This is a genomic window from Bradyrhizobium sp. SZCCHNR3119 (assembly GCF_032487775.1).
Lineage (GTDB): Bacteria > Pseudomonadota > Alphaproteobacteria > Rhizobiales > Xanthobacteraceae > Bradyrhizobium.
This window is the reverse complement of the sequence record NZ_JAUEUV010000002.1, coordinates 778,106-801,426: the sequence shown is the minus strand read 5'-3', so window position 1 is coordinate 801,426 and position 23,321 is coordinate 778,106. Positions and strand designations below refer to the sequence as shown.

General features: G+C 57.9%; 19 protein-coding genes and 3 pseudogenes. 8 read left to right on the top strand and 14 right to left on the bottom strand.

Features of this window, described 5'->3' with window-relative positions; translation table 11 throughout:
- Window positions 1-86: 86 nt before the first annotated feature.
- Window positions 87-443, top strand: coding sequence for a hypothetical protein (locus tag QX034_RS30965; RefSeq protein WP_315707223.1), 357 nt, complete (start codon window positions 87-89; stop codon window positions 441-443).
- Here QX034_RS30965 and QX034_RS30960 read toward each other — a convergent pair.
- Window positions 371-946: a hypothetical protein gene (locus QX034_RS30960; protein WP_315730900.1), complete on the bottom strand. Its 576-nt coding sequence runs from the start codon at window positions 944-946 to the stop codon at window positions 371-373. The genes QX034_RS30965 and QX034_RS30960 overlap by 73 nt on opposite strands.
- 249 nt (window positions 947-1,195) lie before the next feature.
- Window positions 1,196-1,423, bottom strand: a pseudogene (locus QX034_RS30955) (type I secretion system permease/ATPase); the annotation flags it as partial.
- A 403-nt stretch (window positions 1,424-1,826) separates the two neighbouring features.
- Here QX034_RS30955 and QX034_RS30950 point away from each other — a divergent pair.
- Window positions 1,827-2,015, top strand: a pseudogene (locus QX034_RS30950) (integrase core domain-containing protein); the annotation flags it as partial.
- Window positions 2,016-2,073: 58 nt separating this feature from the next.
- Here QX034_RS30950 and QX034_RS30945 read toward each other — a convergent pair.
- The 8 genes from QX034_RS30945 to QX034_RS30910 form a co-directional block, all read right to left on the bottom strand.
- Window positions 2,074-3,960 (bottom strand): TniQ family protein, encoded by a 1,887-nt coding sequence (locus QX034_RS30945; RefSeq protein WP_315707224.1) that lies wholly within the window; start codon window positions 3,958-3,960, stop codon window positions 2,074-2,076.
- A gap of 2 nt (window positions 3,961-3,962) precedes the next feature.
- Entirely contained in the window at window positions 3,963-4,940 is a 978-nt protein-coding gene (locus QX034_RS30940) for an ATP-binding protein (RefSeq protein ID WP_315707225.1), read from the bottom strand.
- A gap of 83 nt (window positions 4,941-5,023) precedes the next feature.
- Window positions 5,024-7,261, bottom strand: coding sequence for a Mu transposase C-terminal domain-containing protein (locus tag QX034_RS30935; RefSeq protein ID WP_315707226.1), 2,238 nt, complete (start codon window positions 7,259-7,261; stop codon window positions 5,024-5,026).
- Window positions 7,262-7,362: 101 nt separating this feature from the next.
- Window positions 7,363-8,013: a hypothetical protein gene (locus tag QX034_RS30930; protein WP_315707227.1), complete on the bottom strand. Its 651-nt coding sequence runs from the start codon at window positions 8,011-8,013 to the stop codon at window positions 7,363-7,365.
- A 932-nt stretch (window positions 8,014-8,945) separates the two neighbouring features.
- Window positions 8,946-9,248 carry a hypothetical protein gene (locus tag QX034_RS30925; RefSeq protein ID WP_315707228.1) on the bottom strand — a complete coding sequence of 101 codons (303 nt, stop codon included), beginning with the start codon at window positions 9,246-9,248 and terminating at the stop codon, window positions 8,946-8,948.
- A gap of 18 nt (window positions 9,249-9,266) precedes the next feature.
- Window positions 9,267-11,249 (bottom strand): AAA family ATPase, encoded by a 1,983-nt coding sequence (locus QX034_RS30920; protein ID WP_315707229.1) that lies wholly within the window; start codon window positions 11,247-11,249, stop codon window positions 9,267-9,269.
- A 42-nt stretch (window positions 11,250-11,291) separates the two neighbouring features.
- Window positions 11,292-11,627, bottom strand: coding sequence for a DUF6634 family protein (locus QX034_RS30915; RefSeq protein WP_315707230.1), 336 nt, complete (start codon window positions 11,625-11,627; stop codon window positions 11,292-11,294).
- 377 nt (window positions 11,628-12,004) lie between these two features.
- Complete coding sequence (locus QX034_RS30910) at window positions 12,005-12,457, bottom strand: hypothetical protein (protein WP_315707231.1); 453 nt, start codon at window positions 12,455-12,457, stop codon at window positions 12,005-12,007.
- A gap of 258 nt (window positions 12,458-12,715) precedes the next feature.
- On the opposite strand from QX034_RS30910, the gene QX034_RS30905 reads away from it, so the two are divergent.
- Together QX034_RS30905 and QX034_RS30900 are read left to right on the top strand one after the other, a co-directional pair.
- Entirely contained in the window at window positions 12,716-12,961 is a 246-nt protein-coding gene (locus QX034_RS30905) for a helix-turn-helix transcriptional regulator (protein WP_315707232.1), read from the top strand.
- A gap of 273 nt (window positions 12,962-13,234) precedes the next feature.
- Window positions 13,235-13,576 (top strand): hypothetical protein, encoded by a 342-nt coding sequence (locus QX034_RS30900; protein WP_315707233.1) that lies wholly within the window; start codon window positions 13,235-13,237, stop codon window positions 13,574-13,576.
- Here QX034_RS30900 and QX034_RS34095 read toward each other — a convergent pair.
- Window positions 13,552-13,656, bottom strand: a pseudogene (locus tag QX034_RS34095) (4-hydroxyphenyl-beta-ketoacyl-CoA hydrolase); the annotation flags it as partial. The gene QX034_RS30900 and the pseudogene QX034_RS34095 sit on opposite strands and share 25 nt — an antisense overlap.
- On the bottom strand, window positions 13,653-15,671 hold the full coding sequence (locus QX034_RS30895) for an acetoacetate--CoA ligase (RefSeq protein WP_315707234.1): 2,019 nt from the start codon (window positions 15,669-15,671) through the stop codon (window positions 13,653-13,655). The pseudogene QX034_RS34095 and the gene QX034_RS30895, both read right to left, overlap by 4 nt.
- 169 nt (window positions 15,672-15,840) lie before the next feature.
- Between QX034_RS30895 and QX034_RS30890 the strand changes: the two genes are divergently transcribed.
- Genes QX034_RS30890 through QX034_RS30880 form a run of 3 tightly spaced genes read left to right on the top strand, consistent with a single transcriptional unit; the run spans window position 15,841 to window position 19,390 of the window.
- Window positions 15,841-17,178, top strand: coding sequence for an aspartate aminotransferase family protein (locus QX034_RS30890; protein ID WP_315707235.1), 1,338 nt, complete (start codon window positions 15,841-15,843; stop codon window positions 17,176-17,178).
- A 14-nt stretch (window positions 17,179-17,192) separates the two neighbouring features.
- Window positions 17,193-18,560 carry an aspartate aminotransferase family protein gene (locus QX034_RS30885; RefSeq protein ID WP_316196236.1) on the top strand — a complete coding sequence of 456 codons (1,368 nt, stop codon included), beginning with the start codon at window positions 17,193-17,195 and terminating at the stop codon, window positions 18,558-18,560.
- Between the two features lie 38 nt (window positions 18,561-18,598).
- Complete coding sequence (locus QX034_RS30880) at window positions 18,599-19,390, top strand: prephenate dehydrogenase (RefSeq protein ID WP_315707237.1); 792 nt, start codon at window positions 18,599-18,601, stop codon at window positions 19,388-19,390.
- Here the strand turns inward: QX034_RS30880 and QX034_RS30875 are convergent.
- Window positions 19,359-20,108, bottom strand: coding sequence for a TetR/AcrR family transcriptional regulator (locus QX034_RS30875; protein WP_315707238.1), 750 nt, complete (start codon window positions 20,106-20,108; stop codon window positions 19,359-19,361). The two genes, QX034_RS30880 and QX034_RS30875, sit on opposite strands and share 32 nt — an antisense overlap.
- A 381-nt stretch (window positions 20,109-20,489) precedes the next feature.
- On the opposite strand from QX034_RS30875, the gene QX034_RS30870 reads away from it, so the two are divergent.
- Complete coding sequence (locus tag QX034_RS30870; protein ID WP_315752459.1) at window positions 20,490-21,962, top strand: amino acid permease; 1,473 nt, start codon at window positions 20,490-20,492, stop codon at window positions 21,960-21,962.
- A 199-nt stretch (window positions 21,963-22,161) separates the two neighbouring features.
- Here the strand turns inward: QX034_RS30870 and QX034_RS30865 are convergent, their stop codons facing one another.
- Complete coding sequence (locus QX034_RS30865; RefSeq protein WP_315707240.1) at window positions 22,162-23,064, bottom strand: TetR/AcrR family transcriptional regulator; 903 nt, start codon at window positions 23,062-23,064, stop codon at window positions 22,162-22,164.
- Window positions 23,065-23,321: the final 257 nt, after the last annotated feature.

Genomic DNA, 23,321 nt, shown 5'->3' with positions numbered 1-23,321 from the left:
TTGATCAGCAACCGCCTGCTTAATCGCAACCTCTCTTGTCGTCTGAGCAAACGAGTGACGCTCACAACCTCGGTATCGGAGAATCAATGACTAAAGCAATTGGCATGACGTTCGTAGAAGGAATACTGATCTACTACGCTGTCGTGAACGGCCGATCTTTCCCGGGACATGCAGGACCAGATGCTTTCAAATCCGCTCTTGCAGACGCCGGGGCGATTGAAAATGCAGAAATATTGAAGGATCTGCTATATCAAGAGTTTCTCGAGAACATCGAGAATCTAATAAAGGACGGCTCGTCTGTCGTGATCTCGACTAAGGCGAAAGTGAAGAAACGATATCTATACTTCGATAAACATGGCGTTCAAAAAGGTCAACCGTTTGCTTCGATAGATGAATTGGTCGAAGAATGTACGCCCAGCGATACGCCGCCGCTTAAGCGCTGATAGGAACGAGCATTTTGTATTTCTTGAGGGCCTATCCACGAACCTGGCCTCTGTGAAAGCCCAATGACGACCGGGTGATTCAGATTGAGCAATGCGCCGATGCCATGAGTTCGTTCAACTTCCGACATCTCGTCGAGCGTCGCCTTGATGGCTTGGAATTCTTCCAAGACTGCGTCACTCGGCGACGCGGAGAAAAAAGCGTCCCATCTGGCAACTCGCGCGCGCAATGATCTCACAGAACCGATTTCCATCGACGTGCGAAGGAATTTTAGGCGAACTTGCTCTGTGTTGGATTTCGTCATGAGCGTGAAGGCTCGTTCCATCAAAACATCATCAGAAGCGGGCGGACTCTGCATGAGGGTACTGGCAAATCGGCCCCTAGATGCCCTGGCTGCCTTCCACTCGGTCACAAGCACTTTTGCTTGGGCAGTCAGTGATCGCCCCGATGATTCGATTTCATCGGTTTGATCCGCAACCTGCTTGGCCGCTATCCTTGAAGTCATCCATACGCTCCCCGTCAACACCGATCGCCCCGACGGGAAGACCGACGCGCCCCATCATCAACAATGTTGAATCCGGAAGTCATTCGGCGCAATCCTCCCAACTGCGAAAGGCTATCGCCAGATGTCTACGTACCGGCGAGATCTTTGGCATCCTCATTCTTGGACGAACCGTAAGCGGTTTCAGATCGTCGATCTCATGTACGGCATTCGTTCGATACGCCGCGCGGCTGCATGGCGCGGATTCTGGTCCAGGATGAAGTCATGCGCGCCAGCAAGCTGCGCAGCGGCAATGACACTCTCCATTGGCATGCCGGAATCTGCCAGCGCAATGTTGTCGCGGATCGAGCGGTTGAACAGTACGTTCTCCTGCAGCACCACCCCGAGCTGCCGCCGCAGCCAGCTAACATCGACCATAGCGAGGTCGACGCCATCGATCATGATGCGGCCGGTCTCCGGCACATAGAGCCGCAGGCGCAGCGTGTCGAGAATCAACGCCGCGAAGTTCTCGCCTTCGAAAAGTCCGTCGAGAAACTTCTCGCTCTTTCCACGACGCCGAGCGACTGCCTTCGTCGGAAAATGATCCGGCTCCCAAATCTGGATAACCGTATCGAGCGCCGCAACTTGCTTGTCGACCTCTGCCAGACGCTCGAATAGCAACGGACGATCACTCCTTAAAGCATCCTGCTTGCGACGCAGTTCGCGAACCACATCCATCAAAACCCCCGATATCGATGGGGCTACTATGACAAGCAGTGAGATTTTCGTCTGGTGGCGTTTGCTACCTAATGCCGGACTATTGCGTGTCGAAAGCGACATTCGGGGAGTGTGTCGACCTCACCAAGAGCGTGCTCTGAGTTGGTCCCGGAAATCTGGACAGGACGAGAGGCTGTGGAAGAGCATCAAATACGAGGAGGTCTATCTGCGAGCCTACGAAACTGTCGGTGATGCCCGGAACTCGATCGGCCGGTATCTCGACTTTTACAATGGCCGCCGTCCGCATTCGAGCCTTGACGACCGCACCCCGGATCAAGCCTACTTCGATCTTCCTCCGCTCCGCGCGGCGGCCTAACCACGGCAGAGGCTCTACTTATCGACGCGGAAAACCTGTTCAGACAACCGGGACCACCTCATTTGACTCCCGAAGACCAAAGGTCAGGATTGCGTTGAAGTGCACCATTCACGTCAGCTCTCACATAGAAGAAGCTTAGGAAGTCATCCGGATCAAAGTGGGCCTCGATCCCAACCGTTCGAAGGGCCGATCGCACCTGCTTGTGATGAAGGCCAGCAGTATGCGATAGCTCACCCAACGAAACGTAGTTCTGGAGAAACGCATCCGCGCTCTCCCGGGACACGACCTGAACGTTTCTCCGCGCTTCTGGGCTGAACTCCTCCACGAGCTCAAGGTGACCCGAGGCAACGAATTTTCCCACGGAATCGCGCGCCATGCCGACAATGAACTTGGCCGCCTCAGGTTTGCTGAAGCCCGATTTCGAGCGACCGCGACGGATTGCGGCAATGATCTCGTCCGCATCGACTAGAAGAGCTCCGTATTCGCGTCGTCTGGCCAGCAGACCTTTCCAGATTTGGCCAGAGAACAGAAAGTCGATGATTTCGTTGAGTCCCGACACGGAAGCTTGCCGGGCCCTGAGAATGGACATCTGGCGCCCGGTTGGCTTCGCCACTGGCACGGTGCCGGAAAACAGGCGTTCGAGCGTATCGTCGACCGCGGCCTGGGTAAATCTGTGCTTTGCGTAGGCCTTCTCGTTGGAGGCCGTGACGGTCGGCAGGTGTCCGGCGTTGATCATGTAGAATAGATGATTGCGCGGAATGCCGGTCGTCTTCTGGACCTGTGTTGTGGTCAATGCAGTCTTGAGGGCCATCAGCATCTCTTCGACTTCGTCCGAATTGATGGTCACTCGATGATCCATGAGTTGGAGGGTCTGCTCGTCCCGGAGACGTTTCCTTTCGAACAGGCGTCGGATGGTAAGGCTGTGTGCGCCCGACACCTTGGACGCGGACCGGATTGTATGGACCACCTGCTTCTCCAGGGTCTCCCCGAGGACGTCGGTCCCGGCCTCGATCGGGACTTTTGCGATAGCGACACGTCGAAATACGGCTCTCGGCTTGGCGAAATCCGGATTGGTTTTCGTCTTGTTCAGAAGGCCGTAGGCGTGCCCGAAGGTATCCCGTAGTCCCCAGAAGCCGCGCGTCGTGGACTGGGCGTCGGCCAGGCGGACCAATAGTCGTTCGATCTCTTCCTCGCCTTGGTTGGCTATTCTGAATCCTTCGTCGGCTGCTGCCGCATGTTCCGATTCCGTCAGCGATCCCACGCGAACCTTGGGAGCGTGCAGAGCGGACAGCCCGAGCATCTCGCAGAAATCCACGGCCGCGTACAGCTGCATGTCATCCAGCCAGTTGCCCGAATTGCGCTTCCCTTCAAGACGGTCCGTCAGCCATCGCTGAAACGGGGATGGACGGGTTGGGATGGCGTCCGAAGCCAAGCCATCGAGCTCAGGAATGATGCGACCAATCCACTCCGTAAAGTCGAACGGCTCGTAGCGGCGTCGGACAGGGGTTTGGGGCATCAACAGGACGTTGTGCCGGTCGCAAGATCGGAAGTGCGTTACGATCCATTCGAGACGAAGCCAGGGGCGGGCCGCGATCGGACCTTCATATCTGAAGATGTCGTCTCGAACGCAATGCGGGCAGATGCAAAAGTAGGTCCGCCGAACCGAAAGGCGGTGGAGTGCTTCTGCCCCGATCGTGACGTAGTTTCCGTCCCCGACGGGAAACGGCGTAAACTGCGTGAGCTGTACCGGATCGAGATTGCCGAGCGCGGCAACGGCATCAAGGGCGCCTTGCCGGCTCTTATCGAGATCGTGGGCCGAGATGCACACTTCGCGCAAGAAGACGCGCATGGATCGGCCATTTAGTCCGGCCAATCGCGACGCGAAGCCGACCGCTGGCTCTCTCTGCTCAAGAGAATGGCGCCAACTGACCGCGCGCCGTATCATCGTCACTCCTCCTCGCTTTCAAATATAAAGGATCCCGGAGGGAGCGTTCGCCAGTCATCGGCGAGGAACGGGTTCATCTCGTCATGCCCTTGAGCGTTCGAATGAGCCAGATATGCGCTGGCGAAATGGTTCCGATGAAGAGATGATGCATTGTGTCGCACAGCGTCGTGGATCGTAGCGAGAACGACCTGCGTTGTTCGTCCATATCTGTAGTTGGCGGCATGGGCGACCCGGTCCGGAATGTCGGTTTTCAAGACGTCATCGCATTTGATATCAGCTGCGCTCGTCATGTCCTTGATGATCTTTAAGACGAGTTTCCGCTCGGACTCGTTCTCCATATCGATATCAGGCAACTCTTGAAAAAAGCCGCGACGTTCGAACTGCTCATCGAGACGGGCAAGATCGGTCGTTAGAGGTAGCCCGCTCATAATGAAACTAATCGGCCAGTCCTGATCGTTCATTGCGCCCTTCAACGCATTGGCCAGGTCTTTGCGATCCTTGTTCTGTCGTGTCTTCTTCAGCATGTTCTGCGTTTCGTCGATGTGGACGAGCATGATCTCGCGGTGGCCGAGCCGCTCCGGAAGGGACATCCATAATTGGCTAGGCCCAATTTTCTGAACTATCGGATACCCGGCCTTTTCCAGGATTTTTTCCCCGAGAGTGTTCAAGGTGCATGGGCCGGTCAACGAAACCGATACGATCGGACTGACCAGTCCGTATAGTCGTCGTTCCGGCTGCAGTACTGGGGTCTCTGCGATCAATTGCCTGACGATTGTCGACTTGCCCGCGCCGCTTTCTCCCGTGATGAAGAAAATGCGGCCATCGTCGCGGCGGGTTCCATTGTACGAGAGGATATGCTCCAGAAACAGGTCAAGCTTATTTCTCAATGCGGCGTCGCGACCACACGCAACGTATACCCCTTTTACCCGACGAAGAATCTCCACGGTACGGCGGCTGTTACTCGAGAGCTTAGCTAGCATCCTGGACTCGAAGTCGTCCGCCTTGGGTGGTTCAGGTAGCGCAGGGGGAGGGGCGCTCTTAGTGCGCCGCGGTGAACTGGACGTCATTCATCTTCTCCATACAGATTGATGCTGCTGCTAAACGGCTGGTCGGTTGCAGGCGTCGCGGACGAGTTGGCGGACGATTTCTTCGGTCTCGGTTTGGACGACGACCGCGTTGGTGGTCGTCTGGGCATGGTTACGACTACCTTGCCGGGTTTCTCATCGACCTGCTGGGGAGACTCGGGGTGTTGCGGTGTCGAGAACGCCGCCCGGGTCTTTTGGCGGAAGGCCGCCGATAGAAAACTGTATTGCTTTTGCGAGAGGCCGAAGAAATCCAGACCTGCATCTCGTCGCGCCTGTTCACCGGCCGACAACAGATCGCGATGGGCTCCGAGCCGAAACGGACGGCCAGCAGCTTGCTCGGCTTTGGCAAATTCGCGGACTTCCTTGCGTGCCCACAGATGCTGTTCCAAAGTCACGCCGGATGCGATGCCCCCGACCGACGCGACGAGAAGGCAGTCGCCGTCGAGCTGGGCTTTTATCTCGCGCACCTCGCGGAAGGCACGCGGAACGACGACAAGAATGGAGCCGAGGTCACGTGGGTCGACGAAGAAATCGACCTTCCCGCGTCCAAGCCTTGCGCGCAGCAGCGCCAGGGTGTCGCTGTTGTAACTCAAGCCGAAGATCTGAATCCCGTGCTTATCGATAACTCTTTCGTCCTTATACCCAAACGCCACGAAAAGCTGATGCGGTGTTGGAGGCTGATCGAGGCCGTACTTCCGGGTGAGGCGGGTCCATTCGCCATAGGGAGTGCGTCCCTCGAGGCCGCGATGGCCGCGGTGATGATAGCGGTCGACGATGTATCGCACGGCGGCCTGGAAAGTCTTTTCGAACGTCGCGCTTGCCATTTCCTTTGCAGGGTAGTCATCCTTCTCAACGACATTTGCGAATGTCTGCCCCGCAAAGTACCGACACACGCGCTTGAATAGCCGGAAGAATGCCTCGATGGTTCCTCGCATTTGAGGATCCATATCGGGCATCACGCGGTTGGTTGCGCTCAATCGAACGGAGTCGCTAAAGTCCCCTTTGAACGCAGGGCCTCCATCCGTAACGATGGCTCCAGGTCTGCCGAACATCGGCCAATCGCTTATGCAGTTTGCAAAACCAGCGATCGCGGACTTGTCGGTCATGACGGTGCGTAACGCGGATTTTGCGCCTTGCGTGCTTGGCGGCAAGGGAGTCAAGTGAAAGCCCACGATGCACCGGGTTGCGACATCGATGGCTACGGTAGCGGTACATCGCGCTCGAGGAATGTCAGCCTTCTGTTCCTCGGATAACTTACGCCAGGTGTCTGTCCGGATGACCAGGCTCATGAGGTCGAACTCCCAATCATCCATTTCCACCCGTTCCATGGGCATGTGGACTGATAGGCCGAGTCCAACTGGCGTGTATTTGCGGATTGCCCGGTCGAGACTGAACCGCCCCGCTTCGAGCAGGAACGGGTCAATTTTATGTATTCGACGACGAACGGCCGTCTCGCTTACGTAAACCTTTTGCCGTTCAGGAAGAGTGGCGTTCAAATCCTCCAATGCGAGCTCGACGTCCTCGTAGATGTCGCGCATCAAGGGTCTGGTGTTCGTCGCGTAACGCGGCACGCATTGGTCGATTATCGGAAGCGCGAGAGGATTGATCTGATTTCGATTTCCGGAACGCTCGTAGCCGGGGCGGAATGCCTCCATCCGCTCGTCGTGTTTTCGAAACAGAGTCAACCATTCGCGAAGGGCAGAGGGGCCGGGATAATCGAATTCCTTTCGAGGCTGTCCCGCGATCCGACGACCGGGCCGCCGGCGTTCGCCGTACAGGTCGAAGTACCATCGGTCCATCACGTGTTTTTCGGAATCAATGAATCGCTTTAAGTCGGTTGGGGACTGTCTCGGCCTCCATGCTGAGTTCGTATCGATCCGTCGACGATGGAAACGCACGCACCACTCCGTCTTCCAGGCGATGGTGCGCAGTGCATCTTCCGGAAGGTCCGAAAGATCAGAGCTGTCGTTGCGTTGACGGAGGTAGGCGAGCGTCTTGGAGTAAAAATCGCGTTCGTACTTCAGCCGTCCCGTTCGCCTGAGGGCGTTTATCTCCGCATCCGACTTTGTGATGAAGTAGTCCTGGAGCAGGCTGTCCGATACCAGCTGAAGAGTGAAGCGATCTCGTTCTTTCTGGAAGACGCGATAGGTCTGACCATCCAGAGTCAGGCGGTCGTGACGACCGAACCTGTTGCTGCGCTCACGTCGATCACTCATTTCGAAGCAACGTAGATAATGACGCGTAAATGCGAATTGGCACACCTTTGATCGTGGACATGACTGAAGCGAGGACGGAAAATCCAGAGTTATTTGCTAGATCACGATGGGCGACGGCCAATAAAGTTATTGAACCGTGTATCGGGTGTGATTGTGGAATATGGGCGCACAAGGCTCACATCCTCTGACTGGAGCATGGCGATCAAGGCGTCTGAACCGCGCGATCCTAGTTCGGTTTGACCGGCGATCGTTCGAGGCGTGACGACGGGCGGCGCCGATCGAAGATGATTACGGACCAGGTCGATGGCGTCGATGTCGAAGTTGCGTCCGCATCGAACGATGAGCTCGGCGTTTGCGATTGTCGTCGGGCTGATGTCGAACTCCGTCAAGACACGATATTCATCGAATTTGTGGTCGCCGGTTGCGGCGATCATCCGGACGAGGTCCTCAAGCGCCACCTTGTGTGCCTCTGCGGCATACTTGATAAAATGCGCAATGCGCTTTCCATCGGCGAAATCAACGACCGCATCCACGTAGTGGATGTGTGTCGTTCCGTCGCGGGTGTAGGAGACGAGAAACTGCTCGTGAATCGCGATCACGTCCGATCGGGCAATGAACGAAGTGACGTGCTTGGATTCGAGGCCGCTTTCGGCGTAGATTTCGCGCCTCCGGAACGGGTCGATAAGCACCACGATCTTCGATCCAAGCCTCTTCGGAACGGGGATGCGATCAGCGACGCTGGGTTCGATCACCACCGCGCGCCCATGGCCTTGAGGGCACGGTTCGCAAACAGGCGTGTTATGAGGCAGCCCCTATAGGTGTCAGTGCCACCAAACCTCGCAGACCGGCGCGATGCTCCCGCAATGACGTGGGGGTTGGCGGAAATGATTTCGCGGTAGAGGGTGTGGTGCGAGTACATGTGGGGTCTCCGGTAAACATGGCGTTCGGCAAGCGGATTCCGGCGCCTCGCACCGCCTTTGACGAGCGAGTTGGATCGCGATACCGAGCGTTCGGCGGCGACGTTGCGGACGTGTCTGCTAGGTCAGCGCGTTTTCAGGCCGTCAGTCAGTGTGGCGAGCGGGATCATGGACGTGATCTCCCCACGGCGACGCCAGAATGCGTCGGAACGTTGTCGTTCGGGACATGCGATGCCCGCATCGGCGTGCGACAGTGCAAGCGGCAAGCCGCCAACGATCACGCCGATATGTTGACGAGCACCGAGGATTTGCGTGCGGAGATGCAGCCGGAGGCTTGCGTGAATGCGTTCAACATTTGAGCCTCCTCTGGTTGGGATCATCTGCGAAGACGATCAGGCTGCGGGCTTTCGCTAATGCGAAAGGACGTGCTGCATACAGTTGCAACGCGTCGTCCACAAGATCCGACTTCATCTCGATGGCTCCACTTTTGGCGTTGCCTTAATGGCGTATTGAACGTTGAGCGTCAAAAATCGAGAAAAGTGTAACTGGATCGTGAAGCAGCCGCGGCGGCTCGAATCGATCGTCGCCGGATAGGAGCGACTTCATCCAGGTGGGATCGATCTTGCGGCCATTTTTAAGATGATGCCGAGAAATGCTCCCGATCGATACCGGTCTGAGCGACGAATTCACGCGCCAAGAGATGAAGCACTCGACGGTTCTGCTCGGGCCAGCGCTCGGGCGCCCTTCATACGTCGCCGAGGAGACTCTCAATCGCTGACGAGCGCCGGATCATTCTTGAGGCGTTCAATCGGTTGGTCCGGATCAGTGGAGGTCATGCAGGTCAAAGTCTGCCCCAATCCGAGGGATGCCTCAACTGCAGCGGCGACAAGCGTTGCCTGATATAAATCGGAATCGATTGATCCGCTGCCGTCGTCCGCATATTCGCCCAACACGACCGGTTCGGCCGCCAGTTCGGCGAGTAGGGTCGTGACCTTCGCGATGTATCTAGCCTTTATCTTGTCAAACCCTGGAGTGCGATGGAAGCTGGTTTCCCCGGCGCGCCCTGCCATTGTCTCCCGTGAGACCTTTTATTGCTCGGGTAGGAGTGAGGTTACGAGATCCCTATTGCGGTCCTCACAATTTGAAGAAACATCATTTGAATCCTCTCCTCGTACGAGGCGGGTGATATCGGAGGACGTAAGTTGGCTGTGCTGGGCGAGGGCGTCAGCGATCAAGACCAGCTTGCCGCGATGTTGGCCTATCAGCACACGAGCGCGTTGCGCGCAGGCTTTGAGCTTCGCATGGACCTGTCGACGCAGGCGGGAATCGCTGCGAACTAATGCTAGAATTTCGACGGGATCGTTGGGAACGAGGTACACGAGGCTGTTGCCGAGGCCGAACGATGATTCCAGGCCCGCTGCGAGGACGGTCGCGAGATGAAGATCTGAGTTTTCCGCGCCGCCGCTGCCACCAGCATGGCCACCCAGGACAACATCTTCGGCCGCAAGTCCAGCCAGCAAGGTCGTCATTTCGGCGAGATGGCCGGTGATCGAGCGGTCGAAGCCTGGAATTCGATAAAATTCCGTCTGGCCGGCGTCGCTTTGTGAATGGACGGTTTCCCGCAGGACCCGGGCAGCGGTCGGAATGCTGCCGGATTCCGCGCTCAAAAGGTGGCCAACCAGAACGTGCCCGGCTTCGTGAACGCAAGCCCGCTGGAATGCGGCCTCGGACAGCCGGATACGCGGGAAACCCCGTTCCAAGTCCTCGAGCAGCATCGGCTGTCCGGAACGTCGGGCGCGTCGGCGTGCGTCACGGACAACCCTCTCGATCAAGGCGCCCGTCGCGCCCTCGAGGCGGCGGGCAATGTCGGTCAGATCGAACCCGGCAAGGTGGTCACCGAGGTGATATCGCAGGATCTTCGAGCGTGCGGCCAGATCAGGCGGGGCGATTGAGAAATGCCTGTCGAGACGTCCAGGTCGGAGGAGGGCGGGGTCGACCTTTTCGGGGTAGTTTGTCGCGGCGACGACGACAACGCCTTCTCGGCCTTCCAGGCCGTCAAGGCACTCCAGCAGCGCGTCTACCACCTCCCTGCAGTACTGCTCGTTTGCCCCCTGAAAATTTTCCCGATTTCCGACAGCGTCGATTTCATCGATGAACAGGATGCAAGGGGCGGACTTGATGGATTCGTCGAAAGCGCGGCGCATGGCTTTCAGGAGCTCGCCGAGATGTCCCTTCGCTTGCCACCTGGCGAGCGAGTGTACGTGCACCGGAACGCCGCAAGTGTTCCCCAAAGCTCTTGCGAACAGCGTCTTGCCGGTCCCTGATGGCCCGCTAACCAGAGCCCCGCGGTCAACGTCGGCCCACGACAGCCGCTGGTCGCGATACTCCTGAAGATCCCTTGCCAGCGACATCCCCCAATCTGCGACATCTCCCAATCCGGTCAATTCCTGGAGGCGAGGGTGTGGCGTCAGGTCGGCCTTCCGAGCCTCCGGGGAAACGGAACGATACCGCTCGATAAGGTCGATCGCCTGGCGCAGTGTGCGGCCGCTGCTGAGGTAGACGTTCAAGACTTCGATGGGAACATCGGCCGCCGCAGAAAGAGTTTGAGGAGGAGGGACGTCGCGAAAGATTGCCCTGAAGGCCGCTGCCAACACGCGTTCATCAGTTCGGTCGAGTGCTACGATTTGGTCTGCGATCCGTTGAAACGCAACTGGCACGTCCTCTTTGTCTGAGGCGAATCCGAGCACGATGCTGTGGTTCGACAACAAGCGGAGCGAATCGCGATCAGCCGGAGATTTCCCTGCATCCTCCCTGTGCCAGAACAAGGCGTGGTAGGTCGTTTCATGGTCGACCACCGCCCCCAGAAGTGCCAAAGCTTCCCGGGCGTACACTTCGAGAAGTTCCGGTTGCGCACCGGTAAAGGCGACGAAAGCAGGTTTTCCACGCAGGACATGGTGAAGGCCACTCCGGCGGAGCGCGCGAACGATCGAGATTCGGATGATGAGGTTTGCGGCATGGCGAGGAGGCGTGCCATGTTGTACATATTCGCGAATGTGCGTTCGGTTTCGCATGACGGATCCACTGCGGTGCTGAAGCGATGTGGAAGCAACTATTCAGTGATTAACGCTGCCTTCGAGGGCTGGGCGACCAAGCGCGTAGATGCGAGACAGCGTTCGCGCATAGCCGAGGGCCGGAGCCAGTAACCATAAGCCGCTTGTCATTCCGCGATGGCCATCCTGCACATGCGGGTGTCCGCCCATCGTGCCGACGATGCAGAGCTCGGGGCGGAAGGCTATTTGCCACTGGTCGAGCACCGGGGCATTGGCGATCGTCTGCCGATCGGGATGTTGTCCGACCCGTGCGCGGTTCAGATCGGTCAGGAGCCGCTGCAGCCGTTCGATCTCCAAGGAGATCTCCGGAATGGGGGTGTTATCATTGACAATGAACATGACATGGCTCGTGTTCTCGGCACTTGCTCAGATGCCGATGGATGGAAGAACTGGAGCGAAGAAGTCGCTGCTAGTCTTGTAAGTGCGAGGCAATGAGCGCCTCGCGCTTTTGTCGACGAGACGGCGAGACAGTTGTTTTCGGGACGGACGTGCCTATCCCTGATGTCATCCGCTTGCCAGATGTAGACGGTCGATCGCGGACGAGCCGACTACTTTTCGGATTGCTCAGTACCAATTCCGAGGTGTGGATGTCTCGGAGCGTCCAGGGGTGGACGCTGATATACAGTGCCGATCAGGTAAGCCGCGGGGCAGTGTCGTGTCCATTGAGCTCTCCCGAAGGCCGCGCAATAAGGCTGTTGCAGTGGATGTCGCTTGCATCACCGTCTTGCGTTAAGCCAGAGTTCAACGAGGCGATGGCATTTTGGATCAATCTTGGACCGGCGGCGCAATGCAGATGAGAGCATGACCGGCGAGGTGATATCACCCTCGATTGCGCAAGCCAGCACAGCGGAAAGAGCAACGTCGACTTCGATAGCGCTGATCACATGCTTGTTGAGTTGCCGGATGGAGACCGCAATGCTGGCGGCCGCGTAGCCTCGGATAGCAGCCGACCATTCCTTGTCGGAGATCGTTTGGATCCGGATCAACGTTCTTCTTAGGTGCCGGAGGTCGCCACATGAGTACGAACCGGGCTCGCGAGTTCGCCACCACTTCGTGGGTGAGCCGAAGGACTCGGTCGGCAGCGGAAGGATTACTAGCGTCTGCTGTTGTTGCGCTGTATGCTGGCGGATGTTTTCCGAAGAGGCGATTTTGTGAGCGATTGCCGACATGTGTTGTTTCCCCCGAGAGCATGTACGAGACGAACGACATCAAGCCAAAGCACGGCGGAGCAGGAGTCGATGTGCGAATCCTACTGTCAGATCTGTTGCGACGACGCGCGGAGAATGAACTAAATCCTTTGCAAGGATTGCAAGCTAAGCTTCGACACGACTCGCCTTGTAGGCGAGCGCCGTATCGGCTGAATTCGAGAACAACTTAACGGTTAATATACCACACATCAGCGAAATCCGGTAGATCGGGTTGGGGTTATGGTTAACGCGGACGTTCGGAAGATCTCACCGGCGCAACTGCGAGCGGCGCGGGCATGGCTCAGATGGAGCCAAGACGACTTATCTGCGCGAGCTGGGGTCTCGAAGAGTTCAATTGCGGATTATGAGACAGGGAAGTCCCTGCCATACTCAGGGACGCTGGCTAGTCTGCAGCGAACGATCGAGGCAGAAGGCATCGAATTTCTGTTCGACGGACTTGTCCCGAAGGGGATAACGATTCCTTGATCGCTTTCGCGCCAGGTCCTTGATCGCCCCGCGCAGTGCAGGCCACACGCCAGCCGAGGCAATGCTTGGCTGTTCCCGCCGAACTACCTGTACGACAGGCGGCCATTACCGGGAGCTTACGTCGCTCGCTGCGTAAGAAAGCTGTACTTGGGTGAACTAGCAACTGTCCGCCAGCAGCACTAGCCGCCGGCGGATTTTCATATCAGAATTAGCTGTGCATACCCTCAATCCGATCCGAGTGATCTCTTAGTCCAACCTCAATCGAGACCAGTCATGGAAAGCAAGGCACGATCAGCAGAAGACCAATCTTGCCAATCTTTGCGAGTGATCGCGCCGGATGCGATATTGTCGATGCTCAATTGTGCAGAGACACGCAGCATCTCGCTGCTGAAGCGATTTCTGAGCAAGTTCAAGTCAAACATCGAGAACGAAAACGACGATAAAACGCGCTCGCTATTTGCGCGACTTCAAAAGTTCGCTGCTTGGGGTGAGGATGTCGAGAATAGTTACGGGAAGGGCGCTCTTTTGGAGCTCTCCCATCCCGACATCCAGTACTCCCTTCAACTTGGAATTATCACGCAACGTGAAGTGAGTGCCCCTTGCAACGCGTCATAGCCATCGTTCGCGTGGCAACCGCAAGGTTCTTCCGCATGAGTATGAATATCGATTGCCCGGATTTTGGTGAGATCGATCATGCCTTAGACTCCTTGGATTTGGCTTCGCGGCGCGAATTCGAGAAGCTTGCGTACCAGTCGATCGCTTCAGGGTTTCGCATCGAGCCGAGGTTGACGGAGGCTTCGACCGACTGCCCCATCAGCAGCTTGCGAACGGGGATTTCCATTTTCTTTCCGGTAAGTGTGTAAGGGATGTCAGGCGCCTCGATCACCACGTCCGGTACATGACGAGGGCTTCGCTCCTCCCTCAGTCGGGCCTTGATCCGTGCGATCAGCTTTTCGTCGAGCCCCTGGCGCTCAACAAGGCGGACGAAAAGGGGCATGAAGTAGCCGCCATTTTCTTCTTCGATGCAGACCACGAGGCTATCGGCAACCCCTTCAATCTGTTCAAGCGTGCGATAGATCTCGGCCGATCCGATCCGAACGCCGAATCGATTGAGGGTCGCATCCGACCGGCCATGCACGATGCAGCTACCCCTCTCGGTGATCGTGATGCGGTCGCCATGACACCAGACGCCCGGATAGACGTCGAAATAGGAGGCGCGATATCGCTCAGAATCCACATCACCCCACAGGAAAAGGGGCATGGAGGGCATCGGTTTCCTGATAACGAGTTCGCCTGGGGTCCCTATCAAAGGCTCCCCATTCTCACCGTAAGCGTGCAGATCGACGCCGAGTGCGCGCGCCTGGATTTCACCTGCATAGACTGGCAGTGACGGCACGCCGGCAACGAGCCCTGAGCAGAACTCCGTGCCCCCGGACTGAGAGGTCACCCACAGATTCGGTTTGACGTGCTCATAGAGCCAGGCAAACGTTTCAGGCGTCGCGGGAGATCCGACAAGGAAGATGTTCTCCAAGGGGCTAAAGTCGCCCTTGTCTTTGGGAACGATGTGCTGGGCTGCCATGAGCTGCACGGACGTCGGGCTGGTTCCCAGCGACTGCGCGCCCGTTTCTGCTGCGAGCCCCAACAGCATCCCGGCGTCGGGGAAGGTCGGATGGCCGTCATAGAGCACGGCAGCACCGTTCATGAGAGGTGCCCACATCAACGTGTTCCACATCATCCAGCCAGTGGTGGTGTAGAAGCACATCACGCTTCCGGGTTTCAGGTTGAGATGAAAGGCCGCAGACTTATAGTGCTCTAGAAGAATGCCGAGATGTCCATGCACGATGGGTTTCGGAAGGCCGGTCGTGCCCGAAGAGAAAAGTATCCACAACGGATGATCGCCAGGGACGTATTGGTACTCGAACTCTCCCGAGGCAACGGGCTCGCCGGCGAAGAGGGATGGCCAGCGGACGAGGCGCCGTCCACAGTTCGGCAGCTCTTCCTTCCTGGTGAGGTAGTCAAGCCAAACGACGGTCTCAACACTTTCGAGCGAGGCGACGATCGCGCGAATTTGCTCTGTCCGGTCGAAATCCTTCCCGCCGTAACGATAGCCATCCGCGACGAAAAGGACCTTAGGGCGGGTCTGAGTGAATCGATCGATCACCGTGCTTGCGCCAAATTCCGGCGCGGCGGTCGACCAAATGCCTCCGACCGCGGCCGTAGCCAGCATGGCGAGCACGGTCTCGGCGATGTTCGGCATGTAGGCAGCCACCCGATCGCCCGGACGAACGCCCAAACGGCGCAGCTCGGTCGCGAGTTTCTGCACATCGCGCACAACTTCCGCCCAGCTCAAGGTCTGGAGGGGACGCAGCTCGGACTTGTGAAACAGAAAGGGACGGTCGGGGTCGCCGTCATTCGCGTGGCGTAGGACATGCTCCGTAAAATTTACGAGGGCGCCAGGGAACCATTCGGCTCCCGGCATCGTGCGCTTGACCAGCGAAGCCCCGGGGGGCGTGATCGAGTGGATTCTAAAATAGTCCCATATCGCCTGCCAGAAATCCTCGACTTCGGTGGCCGACCACTGCCAGAGCTCATTGTAAGCGCCGAAATGAAGGCCGCGCTCCGCTTTGAGCCAATCCACGAATTTTGAGATGTTTGAACTGGCGACATACTCGTCGGTGCCCTCCCAAAGCAATTCTCCCTGTTGAGTCATATCGCCTCGTCCTCCCACATTAAGTTACTGCTCGTAGCGATGGGGCATCGGCCGGTCGCTCCGGAACCCAGAATCATTTGATCTTCCAGCGGTCCTCACCTAGACAGCGTACAATAAGTCCTGTACGATGTCCAAGAATTTTATCAGGACGATATCATTGAGAGGCACGATGGGACAGAGCGCACTGCAACAACCGGCGAGCGACGCGCTTGCGCTGGCATTGGCCGAGGCTACGGACACATTCGCGCAACGCAATTCAGCGAGCGCCGAGCAATTCGAGCGAGCCAGTCTCTCCATGCCCGGCGGCAACACGCGTACGGTGCTTTTTTACAAGCCGTTCCCCGTCACCATGGTGCGCGGAGAAGGATGCACTCTGTGGGACATGGACGGCCATCGCTACGATGACTTTCTCGGCGAGTACACCGCCGGCCTCTATGGGCATTCGGATGAATGCATCCTGCAGGCGATCAAGAAAGCGATGGATGACGGGCTAAGCCTTTCGGGACACAACAGACTCGAATCCGAGCTCGCAGCGGAAATCTGCAATCGCATTCCGTCGATCGATCTCGTGCGATTCACGAATTCAGGAACAGAAGCCAATCTGATGGCCATCGCGCTGGCGAAAGTCGCGACCGGACGCTCCAAAATTCTTGTTTTCGACGGCGCGTATCACGGAAGCGCAATTAGCTTTTTTGGCGGCGTCTCGTCACCGATCAACGTGCCACACGACTTTATCATATGCCCTTATAACGATCCCGAAGCCGCGACGGCTCTGGTCAGGAAGCATGGACCAGATCTGGCCGCCGTGCTTGTCGAACCGATGCTTGGCGCCGGCGGTTGTATCCCGGGCGACGTGGAGTTTCTCGGCGCATTGCGCCACGCGACTGATGCAGTCGGCGCGCTTCTTATTTTTGATGAGGTGATGACTTCCCGGCTCGCATTCGGAGGTCGCCAGTCGCAATTGAAGATTCTTCCAGATATTACTGTGATCGGCAAATACTTTGGCGGTGGACTCTCGTTCGGCGCCTATGGTGGTCGTGCTGATCTCCTTGAACGGTTTGATCCGCGGCGACCGAGCAGCCTTTCGCATCCGGGGACCTTCAACAATAACACTCTGACCATGGCGGCGGGGCTGGCCGGCCTGCGAGAAAGACTCGATCGGGAGGCGGTGTCGCGATTCAATGATCGGGGAAGCGGCCTCCGGGACGACCTGAACGCGATCCTTCGAAAAGCGGAGTTTCCGATGAGCCTCACGGGGCTTGGATCCGTCATGAATGTTCATGGCACCAAGGCGGAAATCCGTAACGCTGGGGACCTCAGGGGGCAGAATGAGAGGCTTAAGGAGTTGTTCTTCTTCGACATGCTCGAGGAAGGCATCTACCTGGCTCGTCGTGGCCTGATTGCGCTGTCCTTGCCCATCGGTGACGCGGAGACCGAACGATTGAAGAGCGCAGTCACGCGCTTCGTCGAACGCCGCCGGCCGCTATTGGCTCAACTCAACAGCTGACGAGTATTTCTAAGATGATCGATAGTTTCCCGCCAGTTGGCGGACCAATCCAGCTCTTTTACACCCCGATCGGCGCGAAACGACTTCCAACCATCTCGCGCGCCGAAGGCATCTACATGTGGGATACTGCCGGGAAGCGTTACGTTGATGCCTCCTCCGGGCCGATTTGCTGCAATCTCGGGCACGGCAACCGCCGTGTGATAGAGGCGGGCGTCTCGCAGATGTCGAAGGTGTCCTTCGCGAGCAGGAATCTCTTCGAAAACGAACCGAACATCCAACTGGCTGAATTGCTGGCGACGCTGTCCGGACCGGGTTTCGAGCGAGCGTTTATCGTTTCCGGCGGTTCCGAAGCCACGGAGGCGGCGCTCAAGTTCGCTCGGCAATACGCTGTCGTCACGGGCCGGGACACGAAATGGAAAGCGCTCGCCAGAATGCCGAGCTACCACGGCGCTTCATTGGGAGCCGTGTCGGTAACGGGCGATCCTGAAAGCGAATACCTCTATGGCGAGGTCACTCGCATCATGCCGAAGGTGCCAGCGCCCTTCACCTATCGGCTTGCCGAAGGTCAAGACGCAAAGGGTGCGGCCGAGGCGGCAGCCAGAGCACTGGAAGAGGCCATTCTTGCGGAAGGACCCGAGACCGTGCTCGCCTTTATCATGGAGCCAGTCGGGGGGCTCGCGACAGGCGCGCTCGTAGCACACGACGTCTACTACAGCCTTGTTCGCGACATCTGCACGCGCCATGGCGTCCTGCTCATTTACGACGAGGTGATGAGCGGCGCCGGGCGCACGGGCAAGTTCCTCTCAGCGGAGCATTGGCCGCTCGCTAAGCCCGACATGTGCACCCTCGCCAAGGGCGTTTCTGCGGGCTACACGCCCCTCGGCGTTGTCATGGTCAGCGCTGAAATGACGGACATCCTGCGCAACGCGGGGGGGTTCGTCCACGGCCACACCTATTCCGCCAATCCGCTGTCCTGCGCCATCGCTCATGCCGCGCTCACCGAACTCGTCGAGCGGGACCTGATGAGCAATGCGGCCGAAATGGGCGAGCTTCTGAAAGCGGAGCTGATTGCGCTGATGGATCGCTGCGATTTCATTGGCGACGTGCGCGGCAAGGGTCTGCTTACCGCGATCGAGGTTGTGTCAAACAAAGAGCGGAAATCGGTTTTCGCATCTGGAGAACCATCGGTCGGCCGCCTGGTTCAGCTCGGGATCGAGCGAGGCCTTCTGCTTTACACGCGCCGTACCGCATATGGTCGCTACGGCGAGTGGCTGATGATCGCCCCGCCTCTGATCGTCACGAGAGAACAAGTGCACGAGATCGTCGACCTACTCGAGGCGACATTTGCCGCGTTCAAGGCCGAAAAAGCTGGAAGACCATGATCGCGTCCGTTGTCCCCGTTCACAGGAAACCGCGGCAGTTGTCCCTCGGCATGATCGGCGTAGGCGCTTTTGGCGCCTTCGCCGTCAAGCATCTCGCGCCATATTTTCGTGTCGTCGGCTTCGATCCGGTTGCTGATCTCAGACCGCTCGCGGCAAAATACGGACTCCATTCGGCGACGTTGCGGGACGCGGCGAGTTGCGACATCGTCGTGTTGTCGATGCCCGTCCAGATGCTTGAGAAGGTCGTCCGCGATATCGCGCCGCACTTGCGAAAGGGAAGTATCGTCCTTGACGTCTGCTCAGTCAAAACAGAGCCGGCCGCAATTCTGGCGGAGCTGCCGAGCCATGTGCAGGTTATTGGCACCCATCCCCTTTTCGGCCCTCAGAGCGGGAAGGCAGGAATAGACGGTCTGCCGCTCGCCATCGTCCCGATACGTGGGACGGCCTGGCGAATGGTGGCTGCCTTTCTTCGCAGTCGGCTGAAGCTCAAGGTCGCGGTGACGACGGCGGAAGATCACGACCGCCAGATGGCCTATGTACAGGGCCTGACGCATTTGATTTCCCGCATTCTTCTGTCGATGCCTTCCCCCACCCTGTCATTGACCACCACCGCCTTTGACCATTTGAAGGCCATGGTCGACTTGCTTCGCCGCGATTCGGACGATCTTTTCCACGCAATCTGCGCGGAGAACCCATTCGTGCATGACGTCATTCGGGATTTTCTTGATGGCACCAGTACGGTTGGGGCGCAATTTTATGCCGACGACAAGCCACCAGCCTCTCCAATGGAAACCGGTCTCAGGATGATCTCTGTGGCTGCCTGTCCATAACTGCCTCCAGGCCTGCGATGAAGGCATCAACAAACAGCTCGAAGCTGTCGTCCATTGGGGCCTCAGCGCCATTTTGCCATCGCAAAATGAAGCTCTTGTTGGCCAGGCCTTCAATATTGCGCGCGAGGATTGGATGGTGGTCAGCTTCCACGGAAGCAACGACGCTACGCATCCCGATCGCCCACTCGGCGGCTTCCTCCTTCGGCACCATTGCGAATTCTTGGGTTGTGAAGCCCACCATGGCCGCGATCACGGCGTTGTAAGCCGCGCGCAACCGCTCGGGAGGGCACCCAGCCTGGGTCAGGACAGTCAGGATGCGCTCGATCATGTCGAGGTCCACACTGGCGTTGGATACGAGCTGGACACCAATGAGCGGCGCAACGTTCGGATGTTGGCGGATGGCCTCACGATAGTTCCAAAACAAGGACTTCAGCCACGTCTTCCAATCCAGCGGAAGAGCGGGTGCGATGCCGCGCAACACTTCCGAAATGACTTCGGCAATGACTGCGTTACGGCTTGGGATATGCCAGTAGATCGCCGTGGGATAGACGCCCAGTTCCTTCGCCAAATTGCGCATGCTGAAGCTTTCGAGCTCCGTGGCGTCGATGAGCTTGATAGCGGCCGCGACGATTGCCTCCCTGGTGAGACCCGGCTGATCGGGCTGAGGTTTCGACTTTCGCGGCGCTCGCCTCTGTCGACCTACAACGGCCTGGTTCATTTCAATTCTCCATACATTCCGCAATTGTTCGGCCGGCCAAGCCAACTGCTGACCAGAGGCTCCCTTCGGATTGTACACTGTCCATCGTACAATTGGAAATCATTGCGACCAGCCTTTCCACGAAATTTGTCTGAAATATCTGTCATGTGTGCCCGGGCCGCGGCTGGAGGAAGGGGGGCCTTGCAAATCCCACACCCTTGTTGTACTGTGTACAAGTACACTGTACAACAAGGGGAAGCCGGAATGAAAAGCATTCTATGTGTGCATTGCGATGTCGACTGTCCTGTTCGCTTTGGCAGGGCTCAACCAGCCCATTTGCGCCGACCACTCTCAACCTGACGGCCGACCCTCAGTTCGCCATCGAAGAGGGAGAAATCAACAATGGCTGACCAAGGACTCATGTCGCGCAAGCCAGTGGCGGACATCATTGCCGAAGGGGAAAAGCACGCCCTGTCCAAGACGCTCGGCGTCTGGAGCATCACGGCCTTGGGTATCGGTTGCATCATCGGCGCCGGTATCTTCATTCTCACGGGAACGGCTGCTGCAAATTATGCCGGTCCCAGCATCATGCTATCCTTCGTGGTCGGTGGCATCGCGTGCGCCTTCGTTGGCCTATGTTATGCCGAACTCTCTTCCCTCCTACCCGTTTCGGGTTTAACGTACACCTACACCTACACCTACACCTACACCTACGCCACACTTGGCGAATTGTTCGCCTGGATCATCGGCTGGGATCTCGTGCTCGAATATGCCATGGGCGCCGCTACCGTGGCGGTCGGGTGGTCGAGTTATGTCGTCAGCCTACTGCACAATTTTGGCATCGACATCCCACCCGCCCTTGCAGCCGCGCCCTACACCCAGACAAAGTTGCCCGATGGCACTACAGTGGCGGGTATCGTTAACCTCCCTGCTGCTTTCATTGTTCTGCTGCTCACCTTCGTGCTGATCGGAGGCACAAAGGAATCGGCGCGGCTTAACAACATCATGGTCGCGGTGAAGCTTACCGTGGTGCTAGCATTCATTGCCATAGGCTCCGGTTTCGTGAATCCGGCCAACTGGCATCCCTTCATTCCAGACAATACCGGGGAATTCGGCCATTTCGGCTGGTCCGGCATTATGCGCGGCGCCTCCGTCGTGTTCTTCGCCTTCATCGGATTCGACGCCGTCTCCACCGCGGCTCAGGAGGCGAGAGACCCGCAGCGCGACATGCCGGTCGGTATCCTCGGCTCGCTGCTGATCTGCACCATCCTCTATATCCTAGTCTCGGCCGTGCTCACTGGCTTGGTGCACTATACCGACCTCGTCGGCGTCTCCGATCCAATCGCCAAAGCCGTCGATATAATCGGCATGCCCTTGATCTCAATACTGATCAAAATTGGGGCCCTGGCCGGCATCACCACAGTGATCCTGGTTGTGCTCTACGGCCAGAGCCGCATCTTCTTCCAGATCGCGAAGGACGGCCTACTGCCGCCGCTCTTCGCCCGCGTACATCCGACTCTTGGCACTCCGCATCTCAGCATTGCGATAATTGGCGTCGTCGTGGCCGTGGTCGCCGCTCTCACCCCGATAGACATCCTCGGTGAGATGGTGAGCATCGGCACGCTATTCGCGTTCATCCTGGTCTGCGGTGCCGTTGTCTATTTGCGTCGCACGGATCCTCATGTGCCGCGCCCATTCCGGACGCCGGCAGTGCCGGTTGTCCCGGTCGGGGGAATGCTGTGCTGCCTTGGCCTGATGGTCTTCCTGCCCTGGGAAACCTGGCTGCGCCTCTTCGTCTGGCTGGCGATCGGACTCGCGGTCTATTTTGTCTATGGCCGGAGCCATTCGGTGCTGAGGAACGGCCCAGGTAAATAGACAGCTTGGAAGTTGCACTATGCGATCTCGCCGGGCCAGCCTCGTCCGGGCCGGCGATTTTGCTTTCGGTCTTCATGCCACCCTTGACGACGGCGAAGGACTACGACCGTCACGTGGCAAAATGTGCCGGGCCTGACGCACTAGATTTCCCGCTCTGGTCGAGTTGTTTCGCCGCGGGGCTGTCCGATGGCAACCAATCTCAGGACGATGTCTGACGCGGCCTGTCTATAACTGTCTCGAGGCCTGTGATGAAGGCATCGATAAACAGCTCGAAGCTATCGTCCATCGGTGTCTCAGCGCCATTTTGCCATCGCAGAATGAAGCTCTTGTTGGCGAGGCCGTCAATATTACGCGCGAGGATTGGATGGTGGTCAGCTTCCACCGAAGCAACGACACTATGCATTCCGATTGCCCACTCGGCGGCTTTCTCCTTCGGCACCATTGCGAATTCCTGGGTTGTGAAGCCCACCATGGCCGCGACAACGGCGTTGTAAGCCGCGCGCAACCGTTCGGGCGGACAACCCGCTTGGGTCAACACAGTCAGGATCCGACGCATCCCAATTGCCCACTCGGCGGCTTCCTCCTTCGGCGCCACTGTAAATTCCTGGGTTGTCAAACCCACGGCGGTCACGATGACGGCGTTGCACGCCGAGCGCAATTGCTCGGGCGGGCATCCTGCCTGGGTCAGGACAGCGAGGATCCGCTCGATCATATCCAGGTCAACACTCGCATTGGAGATAAGTTGGACACCAATAAGCGGTGCGACGTTTGGATGCTGACGGATGGCCTCACGAAAGTTCCGAAACAGGCACTTCAGCCACGTCTTCCAATCCAGCGGAAGCGCGGGCGCGATGTCTCGCAACACTTCTGAGATCACTTCGGCGATGACTGCACTGCGGCTTGGAATATGCCAGTAGATCGCGGTCGGATAAACTCCCAGTTCCTTCGCCAAATTGCGCATGCTGAAGCTTTCGAGCTCCGTGGCGTCGATGAGCCTGATGGCGGCCGCGACGATTGCCTCCCTGGTGAGGCCCGGCTGATCCGGCTGAGGTGTTGACTTTCGCGGAGCTCGCCTCTGTCGACCCACCACTGCGTGGCTCATTTTCAGATCTCCATTTCTGGTCGTCCGTGCCTCGCAGGGCAGAATCGGTTGGTGATTCGGGCCGACTCCCAAACTACGACCGAAACGAATGACCTTGTTTGAATGCCGTACGGGAAAACCACCCTCGGCGTATCTCAAGAAACACAGGTGGCACAAGGTTCATTGTACAGTGTTATTGCTTCCTCCGTGGTACCCCTGCCCAAGGTTTGAGCAGCCCTGCGCTCCAACGTTGAAGCCCCTCCGACGACCCACGCTGA

Bases quoted from the DNA above. Each gene is read 5' to 3' on its own strand.
- QX034_RS30965 (WP_315707223.1), top strand. From the start codon at position 87: ATGACTAAAGCAATTGGCATGACGTTCGTAGAAGGAATACTGATCTAC.
- QX034_RS30960 (WP_315730900.1), bottom strand. From the start codon at position 946: ATGACTTCAAGGATAGCGGCCAAGCAGGTTGCGGATCAAACCGATGAA.
- QX034_RS30945 (WP_315707224.1), bottom strand. From the start codon at position 3,960: ATGATACGGCGCGCGGTCAGTTGGCGCCATTCTCTTGAGCAGAGAGAG.
- QX034_RS30940 (WP_315707225.1), bottom strand. From the start codon at position 4,940: ATGCTAGCTAAGCTCTCGAGTAACAGCCGCCGTACCGTGGAGATTCTT.
- QX034_RS30935 (WP_315707226.1), bottom strand. From the start codon at position 7,261: ATGAGTGATCGACGTGAGCGCAGCAACAGGTTCGGTCGTCACGACCGC.
- QX034_RS30925 (WP_315707228.1), bottom strand. From the start codon at position 9,248: ATGGCAGGGCGCGCCGGGGAAACCAGCTTCCATCGCACTCCAGGGTTT.
- QX034_RS30920 (WP_315707229.1), bottom strand. From the start codon at position 11,249: ATGCGAAACCGAACGCACATTCGCGAATATGTACAACATGGCACGCCT.
- QX034_RS30915 (WP_315707230.1), bottom strand. From the start codon at position 11,627: ATGTTCATTGTCAATGATAACACCCCCATTCCGGAGATCTCCTTGGAG.
- QX034_RS30910 (WP_315707231.1), bottom strand. From the start codon at position 12,457: ATGTCGGCAATCGCTCACAAAATCGCCTCTTCGGAAAACATCCGCCAG.
- QX034_RS30905 (WP_315707232.1), top strand. From the start codon at position 12,716: ATGGTTAACGCGGACGTTCGGAAGATCTCACCGGCGCAACTGCGAGCG.
- QX034_RS30900 (WP_315707233.1), top strand. From the start codon at position 13,235: ATGGAAAGCAAGGCACGATCAGCAGAAGACCAATCTTGCCAATCTTTG.
- QX034_RS30895 (WP_315707234.1), bottom strand. From the start codon at position 15,671: ATGACTCAACAGGGAGAATTGCTTTGGGAGGGCACCGACGAGTATGTC.
- QX034_RS30890 (WP_315707235.1), top strand. From the start codon at position 15,841: ATGGGACAGAGCGCACTGCAACAACCGGCGAGCGACGCGCTTGCGCTG.
- QX034_RS30885 (WP_316196236.1), top strand. From the start codon at position 17,193: ATGATCGATAGTTTCCCGCCAGTTGGCGGACCAATCCAGCTCTTTTAC.
- QX034_RS30875 (WP_315707238.1), bottom strand. From the start codon at position 20,108: ATGAACCAGGCCGTTGTAGGTCGACAGAGGCGAGCGCCGCGAAAGTCG.
- QX034_RS30870 (WP_315752459.1), top strand. From the start codon at position 20,490: ATGGCTGACCAAGGACTCATGTCGCGCAAGCCAGTGGCGGACATCATT.
- QX034_RS30865 (WP_315707240.1), bottom strand. From the start codon at position 23,064: ATGAGCCACGCAGTGGTGGGTCGACAGAGGCGAGCTCCGCGAAAGTCA.